We start from the raw sequence: 16,704 nt of genomic DNA on the forward strand, positions 1-16,704 counted from the left end.
GCCACTGAAATGAGGCGCCTTGCCGGCAGCCTCAGAGGAGTCTTGCATGCTCACCCTGCCCCCGCTTCTTTTTGCCCTGCAAGGTAGCGAGCACTATGCCGCTCGCGTCGCTCAACGGCTTGGCTGCCCGTTGGCACGCCATGAGGAACGTGACTATGAAGACGGCGAACACAAGTGTCGCCCGTTGGATCCGGTAAACGGGCGCGAGGTCATAGTCTTCCATTCCTTGTATGGCGATGGCCGGCAGAGCGCCAACGATAAGCTGTGTCGCCTGCTGTTTTTTTGCGGCGCCCTCAAGGATGCCGGCGCGCGCCAGGTGCAGGTGGTTTCACCTTACCTCTGCTACGGGCGCAAGGACCGCCGCAGCCAGCCTCAAGACCCGACCATCACTCGCTACGTGGCGTCGTTTTTCGAAGCCAGTGGCGTGGATCGCCTGCTGACCCTGGACGTGCACAATCCAGCCGCGTTCGATAACGCATTTCGCCTGCCTGCATGGAATCTGCAGTGCGCGGAACTGTTCGCCGAGCATTTCGCGCCACGCGTCGGCGACGCCGCCGTGGTGGCGGTGTCTCCGGACTCGGGGGGGACCAAGCGCGCTGAACACTTTCGCCAGGCCCTGGAGCGGCAACTGGGACGTACGGTCGGCAGCGCCTTGATGGAAAAGCACCGTGCCCATACCACGCTCACGGGCACCCTGCTGATCGGCGATGTTGCCGGAAAGACCGCCATTATTTTCGATGACCTGATCAGCACGGGGGACACGCTCAAACGTGCTGGCCTGGCTTGTCAGCAGGCTGGCGCCACACGTTTGTTCGCCGCCGCCACCCATGGTTTGTTTACCACTGGCCCTCAACTGTTCGACCCGCCGATCTTTGGACACATCGCGATTACAGACACCGTTGTGCCGTTTCGCCTGCCGCTCGACTGCGTCACGCAACACTTGCAGGTGCTCGACAGCACCGGCCTGATCGCCACGTTCCTGGCGGAAAATGGTGCATTTGCAGGAAACGGCATGCCCAGCCTGTCGCTGCATCGATGACAACATGCAGAACAGGAATGATTCCATTCTGGTTCACCGACCGAATCCTGACTGGACGAAATCCGATTAAACCGAGCCTGGAGAGAGCATGCACTTCTTAGCCTTGGCAATGGATTTTGACGGGACCATTGCCGAAAACGGCAACGTCCCGCCGCAGGTCTGTGCAGCGCTCACGCGCCTCAAAGAGAGCGGCCGCAAGTTACTGCTGGTGACCGGCCGGGAACTGCAAGCGCTCAAGCACCAGTTTCCAAACCTTGATCTGTTTGACCTGGTGATCGTCGAAAACGGCGCGCTCTTGTACGACCCCGTCACGGACACCGAAGAACTCATCGCTGATCCAGCTTCGACCGAACTGGTGGCCAGCCTACGTGACAAAGGGGTCTCGCCGTTGTCGATCGGCCGATCAGTCATCGCCACGTGGCGTCCGTTTGAAAACACAGTGCTCAGCAGCATCCGCGAACTCGGCCTGGAGTGGCAAATGACGTTCAACAAGGATGCGATCATGGTCCTGCCTCCTTGTGTGAACAAAGCGTCGGGCCTGAGTGCTGCTCTGCGAAGACTGGGTATCTGTGAGTTGAACGTGGTGGGCGTGGGTGATGCGGAAAACGACCACGCCTTTTTATCGATCTGTGGCTGTGCCGCGGCCGTGAACAATGCCATTGCGTCGATAAAGTCCAGCGCAGACGTTTGCCTCAGCCAAGACCATGGCCGCGGGGTCTGCGAGCTGGTGGAGATGCTGCTGGAAAAAGACGCCGCGCTGGTACCCATCGAGCGCACCGGGGTCCCGTTGGGCCAGACGGTTGATGCGAACAACGCCTGGCTGCCTGCGGAGTCGGTGATGCTGGTCGTTGGCAACTCAGGCTCCGGCAAATCCAGTTTCATTACCTGGCTGACAGAACGAATGGTCCAGGCTCGCCAGGATTTCTGCATCATTGATCCGGAAGGCGACTATCTGACCCTCGACGGCGCGGTAACGGTGGGAGGCCTGACCACGCCCCCGACGACCGAGGAATCGGTACAACTGCTTCTACAGGCGCGGCTTAACGTTGTGGTCAGCGCCCTGGCCCTGGATCCGGCAGCGCGGGTGCAACTGTTTGGTGAGCTATTGCCCGCAATCCAGCATCTTCGCAACGTTTCGGGCCGACCCTATTGGCTGATCGTCGACGAAGCACACTACATGCTTCCCCACTGTGCCAGTTGGGCACCCGGCTTTCTCGGCAACATGGGGGCAATCATTGTTGCCCTGAACTTCGATCAGGTATGCCCGGCGCTCCTTGAGGAGGTCGACGTGCTGGTAACGTTGGGCAGCACTGCCCGGGAACTGGTCGAACAGTTCGCCAAACGCATACAACACAGCGGGCCCGCCTTTCCAGGGCGTTCACCAGGCCTGGAACATGGCTGTCTGTGGAATATACGAGAAGGCGAACAAGTGGTGTTGCTCGACCAGGTCCAGCCAGACCAGAAGCACCATCGGCACAGCGGCAAGTACGTCTCGGGAAATGTAGGCGCATGGCATGCCTTTCACTTTCCAGCCCTAGGCAAAAGTGCCGCGAACCTGACGGAGTTTTTGTCCCTCTCGATACAACTGCCCGATGTCGCTCTTTGCGAACATTTGAAGGCCGGCGATTTTTCCAACTGGTTCCGCCATGTGATCCGGGACGATGTGCTTGCCAACAAGACACGCCTCATTGAAACGGACAGCACCCTGGCCCCGGGAAAGCATTGGAACAAATCCAACAATGGGTGCAATCGCGCTACCACCTTTAGGGGGTCATGTCGTTTGCATCCGGGCTCAAACGCACTGTTCCCGATTCCACCTGAACAGCCCCTCAAGCAGCTAGAGCTTATGTTCAAGATCGATGAAACTATCCGCCTGCCAATCCCAATCCTGGGCGTCGGCGGCATCGGGTGCAGGCGCTCCGCCATATTCCATGGGCCGGTCGATATAGGCCGTCATCAGCCCGCAATCCCTGGCTGCCGCGAGATCGCTGTGGTGGCAGGCCACCAGGCAGAGTTCATTGGGTTTGAGATCCAGCGCCCTTGCCGTGGACAGGTAGGCGGCAGGATCCGGTTTGTAGGTTTGCGCGAACTCCGCCCCCAGTAGCGCGTCCCACTGCAAACCGTTGTAGCGGTTCATGGCGATCATCAAGGCCACATTGGCATTGGACAAGGTCACCACCGCAAAGCGCCGGCGCAGCAGGGCCAGGCCCTCGGCCACGTCAGGCCACGGGTCCAGGCGACGCCAGGCATGGGCAAGCGTGTGCAATGCCTCGGGGGCAAGCTGGTCGACTTCCAGGCCGTAAGTCGTCAACAACTGGACCAGCGTCTCGTAGTGCAATGTGTCCAGCACGACGAAGCTTCCATGCCCCTTGATGCACTCGCGCAGCGCTGGCGCATACAACCGGCGCCATTGCATTGCAAATTCGGCGGGGCTGACAGCGGGCAGGTAGGTCGACACGAATGTACTCGCCTCACGTGCGATGCCTGAATGCCAGTCAACCACGGTACCGAACACATCGAATGCCAACGCTCGTGGAAGCGTCATCGCAAGACTCCTCTGCTATTTGCGGCCCAGCCTGGCACACCGACCGCTGGGGCACTGGAACGCAGGAATCAATGAGCTTAGCTTTATCCTCGTCAAGCGCCATCGATACTGCGCAGGCGCCTATAGCTTGTGACTGCCTAACACCCGATACCGCTGCGGCGCTACTTTGCGCAGTCGCGCCGCGAGGAACACGCCAGCCAGCAGGGCTGCGGGAATGATGGCGCAGAGGCCGTACGACAAGGTCTTGCTCGCGCCCGTCAACACATCGAAATGCACCACCGCGATAAACAGGACCGTCAGTAGCGCAATGCAAGAGAACCCCGGGAAAATCCGCCCACGCCAGATCCCCAGCTTGAGCTCGGGGTGGCGCCGGGCAAAGGCCCATACTGCGGCGGACGTGAGCGCCATCAGCAAAATCACGCAAAGCGTCGCCAGGTTGGACAGCCAGGCGAACAGTTGCAGGATCGGATCGGCATCCATCGCGGCGAAAATCAGCACGACCACGGCGGAGATCAAGCTCTGCAGCGCCGAGCCCATGTGCGGGCTCTGATGGACGCGATGGGTGGTCCCCAACCGGCTGGGCAGCAAGCCGTCACGCCCGATGGCGTAGAAATAACGGGCCGCGGCATTGTGGAACGCCAGCAGCCCGGCGTAGATGCTGACCATGAACAGCACGCGGATGACCTGGGTCAGGTGCGGGCCGACAAAGTGATCGGACATGCCATAGATAAAGGTCGTCGGGTCCTGCAAGGCCTGAAGCGTGGAGACAATTTTGTCCGCCCCGACGCCAATCACCATCGACCAGACCGACAGTGCGTAGAACCCACCGATCAGCAAGACCGAACAGTAGGTGGCAATCGGGATCGTACGTTGCGGGTTCTTGGCCTCTTCGCCGTAGATGGTAGTGGCCTCGAAGCCGATGAACGCGGCGAAACAGAACAGCAGGCCGATCGACGGGGTGCCGCTGAACACGTGGCGGCCCGCAAACGCGTCGAGATTGATGCCACTGTCGCCGCCGGTCCTGAGAATGGCGAAGTCCAGGAGCAGGATCGCCAGATATTCGGCGATCACAATGACCGACAACACCCGCGCCGACAGGTCGATCTTGCGATAGCCGAGAATCGCAACGCTGGCCATCGCCATCAGCGAGTACGACCACCAGGGCAACACCAGGCCGAACACGCTTTCCATCGTGCCGCTGACCACCCCACCGAACATGCCATACAGGCCGACCTGGAGGATGTTGTAGGCAAACATCGCCAGCACTCCCGCCGCCCCACCGGCCAGGCCACCCAGGCCGCGCGAGGTGAACGCATAGAAGCCGCCGGCGTTGGTGACGTGCCGGGACATGGTCGTGTAGCCGACCGAGAACGCCAGTAACACCAGCAGGGCCAGGATCAGCAACGCCGGTGTGCCGGCACCGTTGCCCAGCATGATGCCAATGGGAAAGCCGCCGGCGATGACACTCAAGGGGCTCGCCGCCGAAACCACGAAGAAGATGATGAAGCCGACACCCAGGGCCCCACGCTTGAGCTCCGTGGAGCTGTTGACCGGGAGAGGTACACTCATGTTTTCTTGACCTTATTGTATGAGGCAGGCGTTGTAGGATCGATGCAGTCAACCGCTCACCGTCACCGGATGGCGTTATTGTTCTTGTCGCACGCTGGATTCGATCCTATGCCTCTCCCTGAACCTCCCACTATCCCAAATCGGTAACAAGAGACCTGTGCTCGGAAAAAACCGGACGGGTCATCATCCATCCCCCCTACCCCCTCATTGCAAGGCGATACGTGCCGTCAGTTCCGATGCCGCGCCGGTAACCAGGTCGCACAGGTAGCCCGGTTGAAATGCCCGAAACCGTTCACTGCGCCCGACCAGGGTCATGCTTCCAAGGACGCGCCGTTTTTCGTCGAAGATCGGCGCCGCAACGCCACTGCGTCCCGGGTGCAACTCGCTTTCGCTGATACAGTAGCCCTGCTTGCGGATGGCGAGCAGACTCTTGGTGAACGGCTTCCACGCCAACCCCAGGTGCAACAATCCGGACGGGATCGCGTGAGCGTCATAGATGCGTCGGATCTGGCGCGGCAGCAGATACGCCAACACGACCCGCGAGGTGGCACTGTGGAAAAGGTCGATCGGGCGCCCCCTGTCGCCACCGACCGGGCCGACATCGGAACCCCGCTGGATCAGCACGTTGACCACTGAATCGCCATGCCACTCACTGACCAGCGCATCCAGGCCGGTATCGTCGACCAACCTGTCGACCAGGTCCCGGCTGCACGCCAGCAACGGATCGTAGTTCGCCATCTGATGTTCCAGCGTGACGATTCGAGGGCCGAGTGCGTAGCCGCGCGGCAACCGCTTCAAGAAACCCGCGTCGCCGAGCTCGCGCAGATAACGATAGGCGGTGGCAGGCGTGTAGCCGAGCTCCTGGCAAATGATGTCCACATCGATGACCGGCTGCTCAGGGCGAAACAAGTCGAAGACTCTGAGCAGGCGGCGAAGGCTATTCATCGTTTCTACATCCTTGTGAAGTCAAGCCAGCCCGTTGCGCAGTGCAGCAGGCGGATATTCAAGCAAGTGCGCAACCGCTGATGGCAGCGCGCGCGGTTTGAGACGGCAGTTCGGCGAACAGTTCCTGATATTCCGCGGCAAAATGGCTGAGGTGATAGAAACCCCATTGGGCGGCGGCATCGCCGATCGAAAGACGCGACGCCTGGGTGGTCATCAAGGTCCGGCGTACACCGTTGAGCCGCACGGAGCGCAAGTAATTGATCGGGGTCGTCTCGGCAACCGAGCGGAAACTGTTCTGCACGGTACGTCGACTCACCTGGAGTCGCTGGCACAACTCGTCGACGCTGGGCACGTTGTTCAGTTCCGCGGTCGCCAGGCGATGGCATTTCTCGACAATGAAGCTGCGCGTGGAGCTTGGCGAACGCTGCTGCTTGTCACAGGCCGGGTCAGTCATGAGTTGCAGCAACTCGTCGAGCATGGCCTGTTCAAATTCCAGTTCCCGGTCCTGCCCATTGTCGAGTTCTTCGTTCGAGAGCGCCTGGGAGAATGCAGCCAGCATCCGACGTCGAGCGTCAGCGTAGCGTTGCGGGGGGAGCCTGATCACTGGCTGGCGGAGTAACTGGCTGATTTCCTTGGCCGACGCAGTTTGCGCCAACGCCTGTTCGAACAATTCGCGTTCGAAGGTAATGGCTAGCAGCTCCATGCCCATCGGCATGTGGAACATGAACTCCTCACCGCCATGAAGAAAGAACAGGCTGCTCTCGTCCACCTCTCGACCCTGCATCCGAATCGAACCCGGAACGGTGATCGGCACGGCAAAGCACATCTTGCCTCGGGGGGCCACGCCATGCTGCACCACGCGTTGGTTGATCTGCTCGCGGAATACGTGGCAACGCCCCGTCGTCAACTGGATGAGCGAACTCTCGGCCGTACCGGCGGTTAACTGGTTGTAGTCCTGATTCCAATCCTGGACGGTGGCGGCGTGGACGTGGATGTCACGAAAATGGCTGATGTTCTGATTTTTCATGATGACGAGCGCCTCGGCCAATATTCTTGTTTTTAGAATGCCTTGTTGCGCGATATTCTCACATTAAGAGAATTATGCAAATTCTCTTTGAGTCATGGCAGTGCTCTGGAGCTGACGCGCGAGGCGGCCCGCCCAATGTGCCGATTCGGGCTACCGGCCTGGAACGGGCCACGAGGATGATCGGGACACTGAAACCGACATCCTGAGAGACCGTCATGAGTGAAGCCAAACTAGAATCCCTCCATTTCGCGGATGCCCCGCGGATTACCACCGCCATTCCTGGCCCCAGGGCCACCGAGGCCCTGGCATTGTCGGCACGTACCGAGTCGATGGCTCGCGGCGGCGCACGCATGCCCGTCGCCATGGACCGGGCGTTCGGCGCGACTTTCAAGGACGCCGATGGCAACACCTACATCGACCTGTCCGCTGGCGTGGGCGTCAGCAGCGTAGGCCGCTGCCATCCGAAGGTGGTGCAGGCCATTCACGAGCAATCCGAAGTGCTGATGCATGCCTTGGAAGTCAACAGCACCCGGCGCACCGAACTGGCCGCCAAGCTCTCCGAGATCGCGCCCGACGGCTTGCGCGGCGACTGCATCACTTTCTTCACGCAAAGCGGCAGCGATGCGCTGGAGGCGGCGATCAAGTTCGCCAAACGCGTCACCGGACGGCACCAGATCATCGCCTTCCACGGTGGCTACCACGGCGTGTGGAACGCCTCCGGTGCGCTGACCACAGGCACGGCCTATCGCAAGGGCTACGGCGCCCAGATGGGTGGGGTCATTCATGCGCCCTACCCTTATGCCTACCGTTTCCCCTTCGACACCACGCACAAAAGCGCCGAGCAGATTGCCGGCGACTACGTGGATTACCTGCTGAACACCCCCTACACCGCCGCCGATGACGTGGCCGCCGTGATCGTCGAACCGGTGCAGGGCGAAGGCGGTTACGTGCCACCCTCCCCCGAATTCCTGCAGCTGTTGCGCAAGGCCTGCGACCGCAGCGGCGCGCTGCTGATCGTCGATGAAGTGCAGTCCGGCGCAGGGCGTACCGGCAAGATGTGGGCGGTCGAGCACTCGGGCGTGAAGCCCGACATGCTCACCTTCGGCAAGGGTATCGGCAGCGATCTGCCGATGGCGGGCCTGATCATGCGTTCGGACCTGGCAGCCGCGATTCCTGACGGATCGATGCCCAACACCTTCGCCGCCAACTCGTTGTCCGCAGCCGTGGCGCTGACCAACATCAGCATCCTCCAGGACCCGGAGCTCGATCTGCTCAACCGCGCTCACACGCTGGGGCTGGAAGCGCAGGAACGTATCCGTGGCTTCGACAGCCCGTTGATCGGTGAAGTCCGTGGTCGCGGCCTGATGATCGGGATCGAGCTGGTCGAGGACCCGGTCACCAAGGCGCCACTGGCACCGGAAAAGATCGGCCAACTCATGGGTTACCTGTTGAACCACGGGGTGCTGATGATTCCCTGCGGTCGCTATAGCAACGTGATGCGAGTCATGCCCTCGCTGACGATCTCGCGCGCGTTGTTCTTCAAGGCACTGGACATCTTTGGCGACGCCCTGGCCTCCCTCAAGGGATGAGGTGTGTATACCCCGACTACTCCACATCAATCAGGGACTGCAAAATGACTCAACACCTGAACCACTTCATCGAAGGCGCGTCCTTCGAGGCCTCCGACGGCCGTCGCATCACACTCGTCGACCCCGTGACAGAACAGATCTACGGCAGCTCCGCGCGCGGCACCGCCGAGGACGTGGACCGTGCCGTAGCGGCGGCACTCACCCAACTTGAAGGTGGCGCCTGGAGCCAGCTCGACGGCGCCCAGCGTGGCCGGCTGTTGTCGAAGCTGGCAGACCTGGTGGAGCGCGACACCGACGTACTGGCTGACCTGGACGCCAATGCCATCGGGCGCTCACCGATCGAGCCGCGCCGGCTGGACGTACCCAACGCCATTGCCAACCTGCGCGCCGCCGCCGGCTGGGCCAACCAGCTGGAGGGCCGCACCATTCCCACTGGCGGCTACTTCGGCAACAAGGCCCTCTCGTACACGATCCGGGAGCCGGTGGGCGTGGTTGGCGCCATCGTTCCCTGGAACTCGCCGCTGATGATCACAGTCTGGAAGCTCGCCGCTTTGCTGGCGGCCGGCTGCACCGTGGTCATCAAGCCTTCGGAAGAGACGCCGCAGTCGGCCCTGCACCTGGCGGCGCTGGCTCAGGAAGCGGGCTTCCCTGACGGCGTGATCAACGTGGTCACCGGCTACGGCAACGAGGTGGGGCGCGCCCTGTGCGAGCACCCGCACGTCGCCAAGATCAGTTTCACCGGCAGCCCCGAGGCCGGACGCGAGATCCAGCGCACCGCTGGCGTACTTTTCAAGCACGTGGCACTGGAGCTGGGCGGCAAAAGCCCACAGATTGTCTTCGACGACGCCTCGTTCGAGGACGCGCTGTTCGGCTGCTCGCTCGGCCTGTTCGCCAACCAGGGACAGATCTGCGCGGCAGGCTCGCGCATCCTGGTCCAACGCAACATCGCTGATCGCTTCGCCGCTGCGCTTGCCGATGCCGCGCGAGCCGTCAAGGTCGGCGACCCTCGGCAACCCGACGTACAGATGGGACCGGTGGCCAAGAAGGCGCAATTGGATCGCGTCAACCGTTACATCCAACTGGGCATAGACCAAGGTGCCACCCTGTTGGCCGGCGGCGTATCGAGCCCTGAACGGGGCTGGTTTGTCCGGCCGACGATCTTCGCCAATGCCAGCAATGACATGGCGATCGCCCGGGACGAGATCTTCGGCCCCGTCGGCACGGTGATCACGTTCGACAGCGAGGACGAGGCGATCGCACTGGCCAACGATTCCAACTACGGCCTGGCGGCCACGGTCTGGACAAGCGACCTGGTGCGAGCACACCGCGTCGCCGCAGCAGTCAAGGCCGGTGCCGTGGGCATCAACTGCTGGAGCCCGCTGGACGCCAACTTGCCCTGGGGCGGCGTCAAGTCCAGTGGCGTTGGCCGTGAAGGCGGATTTAGCGGCGCGTTGGCCTATACCGAAGAGAAAGTCATTACCGTATTGCTACCCAACTGAGAACAAAAAACCGCACTGACCGGACCACCCTCCAAGGCCCTGTGTCGTGGAGGGTGGCCGTCCAAAACGTGCATTTCGATGGCTTGATGATCGATGGAGAGACCGCGATGAATCCGGAAAATCAAACAATAATTGATCGGTATCCGACGTCCCTGCGTATGTTGCACTGGGTGCGCGCCGTGCTCATCGCCGGCCTCCTCTGGGCAGGCTGGCACATGACCGGGCTCGATGACGAAGTGGCGAGCAAATATGAGCTCTATTACCCGTGGCACAAATCCTTTGGGGTGCTGGCGTTTCTGCTGGCCCTGATTCAGATTACCCTGCGCGTGCGCACCCCCAGGCTGCCGCAACCGCCGGAGACGCTGGCGCGCTACGAGAGAGTTTCCTCATGGCTTGCGCACCGCACCTTGTATGCACTGCTGGTGATTGTCCCGTTGATGGGCTATTCGATGTCGAGCACTTACACGATGAGTGACGGGGTGTTCTTTTTCGGGATAAACCTTCCGGAGCTCCTTGGGAAAAATGACGACTGGTTCGTCGTCTTCCAATGGCTGCATAAAGTGCTCGCCTACACCCTGCTCGGCCTGATCGTGGTGCATATTGTCGGCGCCCTCAAACACCGGTTCTTCGACCGGGACCCTCGAAGCGACGTCCTGCGCCGCATGCTGTGACTTGATGAGGCGTTGGCAAAAGATGCCAACGCCTTCACTCACGGCTCGGACCGCAGAGGCCCGGTAAAGTCCGCTGGCAAAGCGACTGGCTTGACGAATACCGCATCCTCCGTCAGCAAATAGCCTTCCTTGATCGCCTGTTGTTTGGCGGCCTCAAAACGACTCGCATAATTTGCATAGCTGCCGTACAACGCCTTCAGCCGCTGCGCGGAATATGGCACTTTCGTGTCGTAGGCTGAGCCGCAGCCGGTTTCCTGATCGGTCAGGTAGGTGGCGCTCGGCACCTTGATCCACGGCGGACGTACACCTCCCAGCAGGTTGCCGGTCTGCGAGTCGCGGGCAACGCTCTTCCCCTCGCGACCGACCCGTTCAGCCTTGGGCATCGGCACACCTTCGCGCACCCAGCGATCCATCGCGTCGAGGATCGCGGACACGACCGTCTCCACCGGCTCGTCATAGAGGGACTGGCATTGCGGATCGTTGCGCTTGTCGCCATCAGCCGGGTGCGGCTCCGTTCCGTCGGAGCCCTGATCGACAAGACGCAGGTGCGGCATGCCCGCGACCTCGTAGTAACGCAGCTTCGGTTGGTCCGTATCTGACGGTAGCGCGATCTCCTGACTGGCATCGTGCACCACCTCCGTCTGACTGTAGACCGTCACGAACGGAGCATCCATGGGGATTTTGCGCGGAACCCTGAGCACCTCGCCCCCCAGGTCGCCATATACAACGTGCCCCGTCATATAGGCGTCGATCAGCGGTTTGCCGTCCGGCATGCGCCACTGCTGGTGACGGCCCTGATCGAGATAATCGAGCCAGAGCTGCCCATTGATTGCCCAGGTATTGACATAGATGCGCTTGACGTCGAGCCCTTGTGTGGGACCGTTTTCAAGGTTTGACTTGAGCAGCAAAGCCAGTTGCGCAGCAATGCCCTGCGCCTGGGGCGGATACTGATCGGGACCGCTGCCGCGTCGAAACCGGTCGCTGTCGTAGTAGCTGCCGAGCGGTGCGTAGCGCTTGTAGTCGTAGCGCCGCATAAAGTCCAGGTTCAAGTTACGGGGCTCAGGGTCCCAATCCAGTGTCTTGGGGTCGTTCGCCGGCCGATTGATGCTGAGTGTATAGCCGGCGAATGCGTAGCCCTTGCGCATCAGGTAGTTGCGGGTGAGGATCCAGCCCGCGCCGCGTTCACCCATCCAACTGAACGGCTCCATCACGACTGTGCCGTTGAAGCGACCAGGATCCTTGGGTTTGCGGATAAGAAAACGCGTCACGTAGGGCGCGTCGAACAAGTGCTCACCTGAAGCGGTGATCGCTGGCGCGAGCCCCAGCAGGTAGTACTCCTCCTCTACGTACCCGAACCGCTCAAGGTCGACATACTCTGTGCCGTGCCTTGATGCGGACGCGAGAGGCAACCGGCCACTGGGAGGTACCGGGGAGATTTGTGGCATGGATGGCGTTTGCGCGACGGCGGGCGTGCCCGTCGTCAGTACCAGCAAAGCCGCCATGGAAAGTCTGGGCAACCAAACCTCGCCCATGGGCTTCATTTCCAGGCTCCAATAGTTTTCCCATTGGGCATTCGCAGCGCCTGAAGGGCTCCCCCCGTCTTGGTCTCGTCCTTCATCGGCGCGAGCTGCAGGTCGACCTTGTCGCCCGGCTTGAGCGTATTGGCCATCCAGCCCTGACGAATCAGGATATTCGGACCGCCGGCCTCGATAGCCCAGGTCTCGCTCTTATCCCCGGCCGGCACATCGACGAACAACCAAACGTGAGGATTTTTAAACTGCACCTCACTCACTGTGCCGGCAATCGTGACGAGCTTCGACATGTCGAAGGCTGAGTAGGAGTGATGGGCAAAAACCACAGGTGCCGGCAAGCCCAGGAACGCCAAACTGAACAGCATGAATTTGAGATTCACTTCGTGTCTCCTTGATTATTGTTGTCCGCTTGGTTCAGGCTCCGTCGCTCGGGAATCGTCGTGATTTCCGCGCCCGTCACGGGATCGATCGACTCGTTATTGCTGTCCTCGCAGACGAACTCCATGAACTCGCCCCCTTGGGCGCACGGCGGAAAGTCAGCGGCGCCCATTGCCATGGTTTGACCAGCGCATCCTGATCTTCGACCCTGCCGTCCACCTGCAGCAGGCCTTGGTCGTTGATGAAGATTCTCTCTTTGATGATCATGCGCGGACCGTGGCCGAGCGAGTCGTCGGCATGCCCATACTCGCCCAACGTGGTTTCCTGCCGGATGTTGGTCGTCTCGACGACCAACACATTTCCCTCCCAGCGTGCGACCGAATGACCCTCGAACGTCGGCGGCGCTTCCTCCGGATTGGGGTGGGCGCGCCCATCGAGGTAAATGCGACGAGTCTCACGCAGGAACTCTTGCGCCCAGTTGATTTGCGTCGGCGTCTGCATGATCTCTACCGCGTAGGGCCCGACCATGTTCGTTGGCATGCCCAGCACCTTGCACGAGGTCTTGAACTCGCTGCCCACTTTGGCGAGGGCTTCAGTGCGCTTCTTGGCGCTCTCGAGGTAGACACCCTTGAGTTCCGGCGTGGTGCCGAATGGAGGGCCGACATTGGTGTCGGGGTTATCGGCACCGGTGCTGTTGACGAGGGGGTCTACGGAACTCCCCACCGGCATCCACAATCCGCTGATGTCGGGCGGTGCAGCTTTCGGTTGGGTCGCGCTGGAGGTTGCACTGGGCGTTGCGGCGATGGCGAACGAGGGATTCACCGCGGCGGCCAGGATGGCCAGCAGCGCAATGATTGCATGAGCAAGAGGGAGCATTTTCATAGGCATGACCTGCGTCTTTTTCTACACGTTGGTAGTGACTGACATCCCGATACCGCCACCTTTGAAGTGCGTGACGGCCGGTGCCAGGCGCGGGGGTGTGGTTGATTCCAGGGGGACGATATGCAAGCACTTCGTTGGGGAGATATCCCAAATCAGCATGCGCTCCACGGTGTTTGGCCGCGTGGATGGCAGCTCAGAAACTCACCCAGGCGATGAGTTGGAAGTAGGTGTTCGTTTCCGCGCTACCGCTCTGCAGCCCACCATCCCCGAGCCACTTCTTGGGCTTATAAAGACCAACGAGCGGCGAAATCGTGACGTTGTCGGTCACCATCCAATCCAGGTACAGATCGACCTCGCGTGCGCTGAAGTCTTGGGTATCCCGGTCGGAGAGTTGGTGGTAGTGGAAGTACATCGCGTTAAGCGTCAGTTTGTCGGTCGGCTGGACCGAGAACAACACATCGTTGATCTGCATGTTCGAGGTGACGGAGCCGGCATAGTTCGAGGCGACTTCACCTTGGTAGCGCTTGCGAAAGCCACCCTGGAACAGGAAGTCCCAGCCTTCGGAATAACGCGAATACCGGTAACTCACCGCCGGTTGCCATTTGACGTCGGCGAAGGTGTAGCCCGCGTCGAAGAACATCGCCCGCTGCGACCCCGACCGTTTTTCCTGGCGCGCCACTTCGAACGCGAAATCTGCGTTCTCGATGCCGGCATTGCCCTGGCCACGGATGCTGTAGATGTCCATGCCCTTGCGCTCACCCCGATCAGCAAAGACGTATCGTTCTTCGACATCCAGACCGCGCACGTACGTCGAACCGATCGAGCCGATGGGCGTCGTGTAGTCGACGGTAGCGGCCGCCACTTCGGTCTTGGACTGCCCGGGATTATCCGACTTCAGCCAGATCAGACTGCCGTGAAGGCCCTGCGTACCGCCCAGCTTCAGGACTGCCGTATTCCCGAACGCCAACCGCGGGCCGAGGTAAAAGGCACCGCCGCGATTGAATCGGCCATCCGCTACGCCCTCGATGGGGTTGAAAGCGTTCCCGGGGGCGAACCCATCATCGGTAATCAGGAAGCCGTCCACAGTAACGACCTGCCGCCCAAAGGAGAAGTCAACGCCGTCCGTGCCCAAGGCCGGAATCAGATCACCTGACTTCCAGCCCAGGTAGGCATCTTCCACAGCGGTATCTCTCTCATTTCCCGCGGTGTTCGCTCCCGCGTCCCCATCGCCCCATGACCCCGTGCTGATCAGGCTGAACCCACCGTAGACCGAACCTGCACCGATCTTGTCCGTCGTACCGTTTACGCCGTACTTCGCGAAGCCTTCTTGCCATCGCATCCTGCCGGGTTCCTTCTCAGGATTGGCGAGGTAGTTCTTTTCACTGCCGAACCAGCCAAACCCCGCCCAGAGGTCGGCATTCAGGACGGTTGCCCCATCGTCTTCGTTGTAGAACTCATAGGCCTGCGCCTGCGGCTCCAATGTGCAGAGTGCAACCAGCGAAAGTAATGGGGCGTAGTAGGGGGTGCGCATGACGTCTCTCCTGTTTTTAGATTTTATGAGGCGAGTCATGAGTGTTCCGATTCGGGTCGCCCATGCGGTAGCCCAAATCAGCATGTTCAAAGGGTTGGCCGCGCATTTCCTTGGCGCCATTTCCCCCCACCGAAAACATGTCCAGAGACATGAGCGGTTGCCGTTTTGGGCTACGGCCTGCACAGGCACCCCCCTATGCTGGGCCATAAGAACGCATAAGAACGAGGTACCGTCATGATCCCATCACCGCTGTTACGTCAGGGGCTTTGCCTGCTGACTCTCGCCGCCTGCAGTGGGCTGCCGTCCCTGGCCACCGCCCACCATTCATTCGCACTGTTCGACCAGACCAAGATGGTCACGGTCCAGGGCGTCGTCGAGCGCTTCGCCTGGACCAATCCGCACATCACGATTTATCTCGATACGCCCGGCCCGCCGGCCCAGCGCTTCAAGATCGAGACGGGCAGCGTCAACGCCTTGCAGCGCGCGGGTTGGAGCGCCGACTCGGTCAAGGCTGGCGAGAGCGCCGAGGTGTCCTTCAGGCCGCTGAAAAACGGTGACCCGGGCGGACTGCTCGTGGAGATCAAGATCGGTGACGTCGTGCTCTCAGGCGGCGGATAGGCCAAGCCCCTCCCCCAGTTTCATGGGCACCGAACCAAACCGAACCAAACCGGCCAGCAGCGTGGAGACGTTTCAATGAAACCGACACGAACCTTGAGCGCAGCAACGATTTTCCTCGGCGTCGTCCTCGTGACCGTCGCCGGGGTGTGCAACGCGGCATCGTCCAAAACCCAGAACAACGCACGTGCGGACATCAGCGGCACCTGGGAAAGAACCCCGGACGACTGGTTCGGTGAGAACCCGGACGATCCGGTGCACCCGGGCGGGCCGATGGACCTGAAGGAACCCTATGCCCGCCAATACGCCGAGCTGAAGAAGAAACAAGCCGTAGCGAACGAAGCCGGGACGCCTATAGCCACGACAAGCTCCAAGTGCCTGCCCGAGGGAATGCCGACGTTGATGGCGGCGCTTTTCCCGATCCAGATCATTCACGACGACAAACAAGTGATTGTCCTCGGCGAGTACCTCCAGCAGGTGCGCCGGATTCTCCTGAACCAGGCATTGCCGCCCAAGGAGAAGCTCGACCCCAAGTACCAGGGTCATTCGCGCGGCCACTGGGAAGGCGACACGCTCGTGGTAGAGACACAACGCGTGCGAACGGACGTGACGTTCTATGACGTTCCCCACAGTGAGGAGATGAAGATCACTGAACGCATCAGGCTACGCGGGCCGGATCACTTGGAAAACCAGGTGGTGATCGAGGACCCGCAGGTGCTCAACACCCCGTATCGGTTCACGTTCGACTACAAGCGCTCCAACTACGCCATTCAAGAGTATGTCTGCGAGAACAACCAGATTGTCATCGACAGCGAAGGCAAGGCGTCCCTCAGCCGTGAGTGAAGCCCCTATCGACGCCCCCTTGGAGGTGACCGGATGGAA

Annotated in this window: 14 protein-coding genes and 1 pseudogene; 7 read left to right on the forward strand and 8 right to left on the reverse strand. The window is 60.9% G+C overall.

Features of this window, described 5'->3' with window-relative positions:
• The first annotated feature begins 46 nt into the window (after nucleotides 1-46).
• The gene (gene prs, locus KI235_RS16470) at nucleotides 47-1,039 is read left to right on the forward strand and encodes a ribose-phosphate diphosphokinase (RefSeq protein ID WP_027911561.1); all 993 of its coding nucleotides are present in this window, start codon (nucleotides 47-49) and stop codon (nucleotides 1,037-1,039) included.
• A gap of 109 nt (nucleotides 1,040-1,148) precedes the next feature.
• Nucleotides 1,149-2,081: pseudogene (locus tag KI235_RS30480) on the forward strand (HAD-IIB family hydrolase); the annotation flags it as partial.
• 795 nt (nucleotides 2,082-2,876) lie between these two features.
• On the opposite strand, the gene KI235_RS16480 reads toward KI235_RS30480, so the two are convergent.
• The 4 genes from KI235_RS16480 to KI235_RS16495 all read right to left on the reverse strand — a co-directional run bounded on the left by KI235_RS16480 (nucleotide 2,877) and on the right by KI235_RS16495 (nucleotide 7,125).
• Nucleotides 2,877-3,584, reverse strand: coding sequence for a haloacid dehalogenase type II (locus KI235_RS16480; protein WP_027911562.1), 708 nt, complete (start codon nucleotides 3,582-3,584; stop codon nucleotides 2,877-2,879).
• Between the two features lie 120 nt (nucleotides 3,585-3,704).
• A complete protein-coding gene (locus tag KI235_RS16485) occupies nucleotides 3,705-5,153 on the reverse strand; it encodes an APC family permease (protein WP_003202255.1) in 1,449 nt (482 codons plus the stop codon).
• Nucleotides 5,154-5,357: 204 nt separating this feature from the next.
• A complete protein-coding gene (locus KI235_RS16490; RefSeq protein WP_003202258.1) occupies nucleotides 5,358-6,098 on the reverse strand; it encodes an IclR family transcriptional regulator in 741 nt (246 codons plus the stop codon).
• Between the two features lie 58 nt (nucleotides 6,099-6,156).
• A complete protein-coding gene (locus tag KI235_RS16495; protein ID WP_212795165.1) occupies nucleotides 6,157-7,125 on the reverse strand; it encodes a helix-turn-helix domain-containing protein in 969 nt (322 codons plus the stop codon).
• A 215-nt stretch (nucleotides 7,126-7,340) separates the two neighbouring features.
• Here KI235_RS16495 and KI235_RS16500 point away from each other — a divergent pair, with 215 nt between their 5' ends.
• The 3 genes from KI235_RS16500 (at nucleotide 7,341) to KI235_RS16510 (ending at nucleotide 10,884) form a co-directional block, all read left to right on the forward strand.
• A complete protein-coding gene (locus tag KI235_RS16500) occupies nucleotides 7,341-8,714 on the forward strand; it encodes an aspartate aminotransferase family protein (RefSeq protein WP_212795166.1) in 1,374 nt (457 codons plus the stop codon).
• Between the two features lie 44 nt (nucleotides 8,715-8,758).
• Nucleotides 8,759-10,213, forward strand: coding sequence for an aldehyde dehydrogenase family protein (locus KI235_RS16505; protein ID WP_212795167.1), 1,455 nt, complete (start codon nucleotides 8,759-8,761; stop codon nucleotides 10,211-10,213).
• 107 nt (nucleotides 10,214-10,320) lie between these two features.
• On the forward strand, nucleotides 10,321-10,884 hold the full coding sequence (locus KI235_RS16510) for a cytochrome b/b6 domain-containing protein (protein ID WP_038858677.1): 564 nt from the start codon (nucleotides 10,321-10,323) through the stop codon (nucleotides 10,882-10,884).
• Between the two features lie 38 nt (nucleotides 10,885-10,922).
• Here the strand turns inward: KI235_RS16510 and KI235_RS16515 are convergent, their stop codons facing one another.
• The 4 genes from KI235_RS16515 to KI235_RS16530 form a co-directional block, all read right to left on the reverse strand.
• Nucleotides 10,923-12,425 carry an alpha/beta hydrolase domain-containing protein gene (locus KI235_RS16515; RefSeq protein WP_198286651.1) on the reverse strand — a complete coding sequence of 501 codons (1,503 nt, stop codon included), beginning with the start codon at nucleotides 12,423-12,425 and terminating at the stop codon, nucleotides 10,923-10,925.
• On the reverse strand, nucleotides 12,422-12,796 hold the full coding sequence (locus tag KI235_RS16520; RefSeq protein ID WP_027911566.1) for a DUF6152 family protein: 375 nt from the start codon (nucleotides 12,794-12,796) through the stop codon (nucleotides 12,422-12,424). The genes KI235_RS16515 and KI235_RS16520 overlap by 4 nt, the downstream gene beginning before the upstream one ends.
• A 76-nt stretch (nucleotides 12,797-12,872) precedes the next feature.
• Nucleotides 12,873-13,676 (reverse strand): hypothetical protein, encoded by an 804-nt coding sequence (locus KI235_RS16525; protein WP_212795168.1) that lies wholly within the window; start codon nucleotides 13,674-13,676, stop codon nucleotides 12,873-12,875.
• A 193-nt stretch (nucleotides 13,677-13,869) separates the two neighbouring features.
• On the reverse strand, nucleotides 13,870-15,207 hold the full coding sequence (locus KI235_RS16530) for an alginate export family protein (RefSeq protein ID WP_039012131.1): 1,338 nt from the start codon (nucleotides 15,205-15,207) through the stop codon (nucleotides 13,870-13,872).
• A 234-nt stretch (nucleotides 15,208-15,441) separates the two neighbouring features.
• Here KI235_RS16530 and KI235_RS16535 point away from each other — a divergent pair, with 234 nt between their 5' ends.
• Nucleotides 15,442-15,825, forward strand: coding sequence for a DUF6152 family protein (locus KI235_RS16535; RefSeq protein ID WP_028236817.1), 384 nt, complete (start codon nucleotides 15,442-15,444; stop codon nucleotides 15,823-15,825).
• A 75-nt stretch (nucleotides 15,826-15,900) separates the two neighbouring features.
• Nucleotides 15,901-16,665: a hypothetical protein gene (locus KI235_RS16540; protein ID WP_039012132.1), complete on the forward strand. Its 765-nt coding sequence runs from the start codon at nucleotides 15,901-15,903 to the stop codon at nucleotides 16,663-16,665.
• Nucleotides 16,666-16,704: the final 39 nt, after the last annotated feature.

It is taken from the genome of Pseudomonas sp. St386, assembly GCF_018325865.1.
In the GTDB taxonomy this organism is placed as follows: Bacteria; Pseudomonadota; Gammaproteobacteria; order Pseudomonadales; family Pseudomonadaceae; genus Aquipseudomonas; species Aquipseudomonas brassicacearum.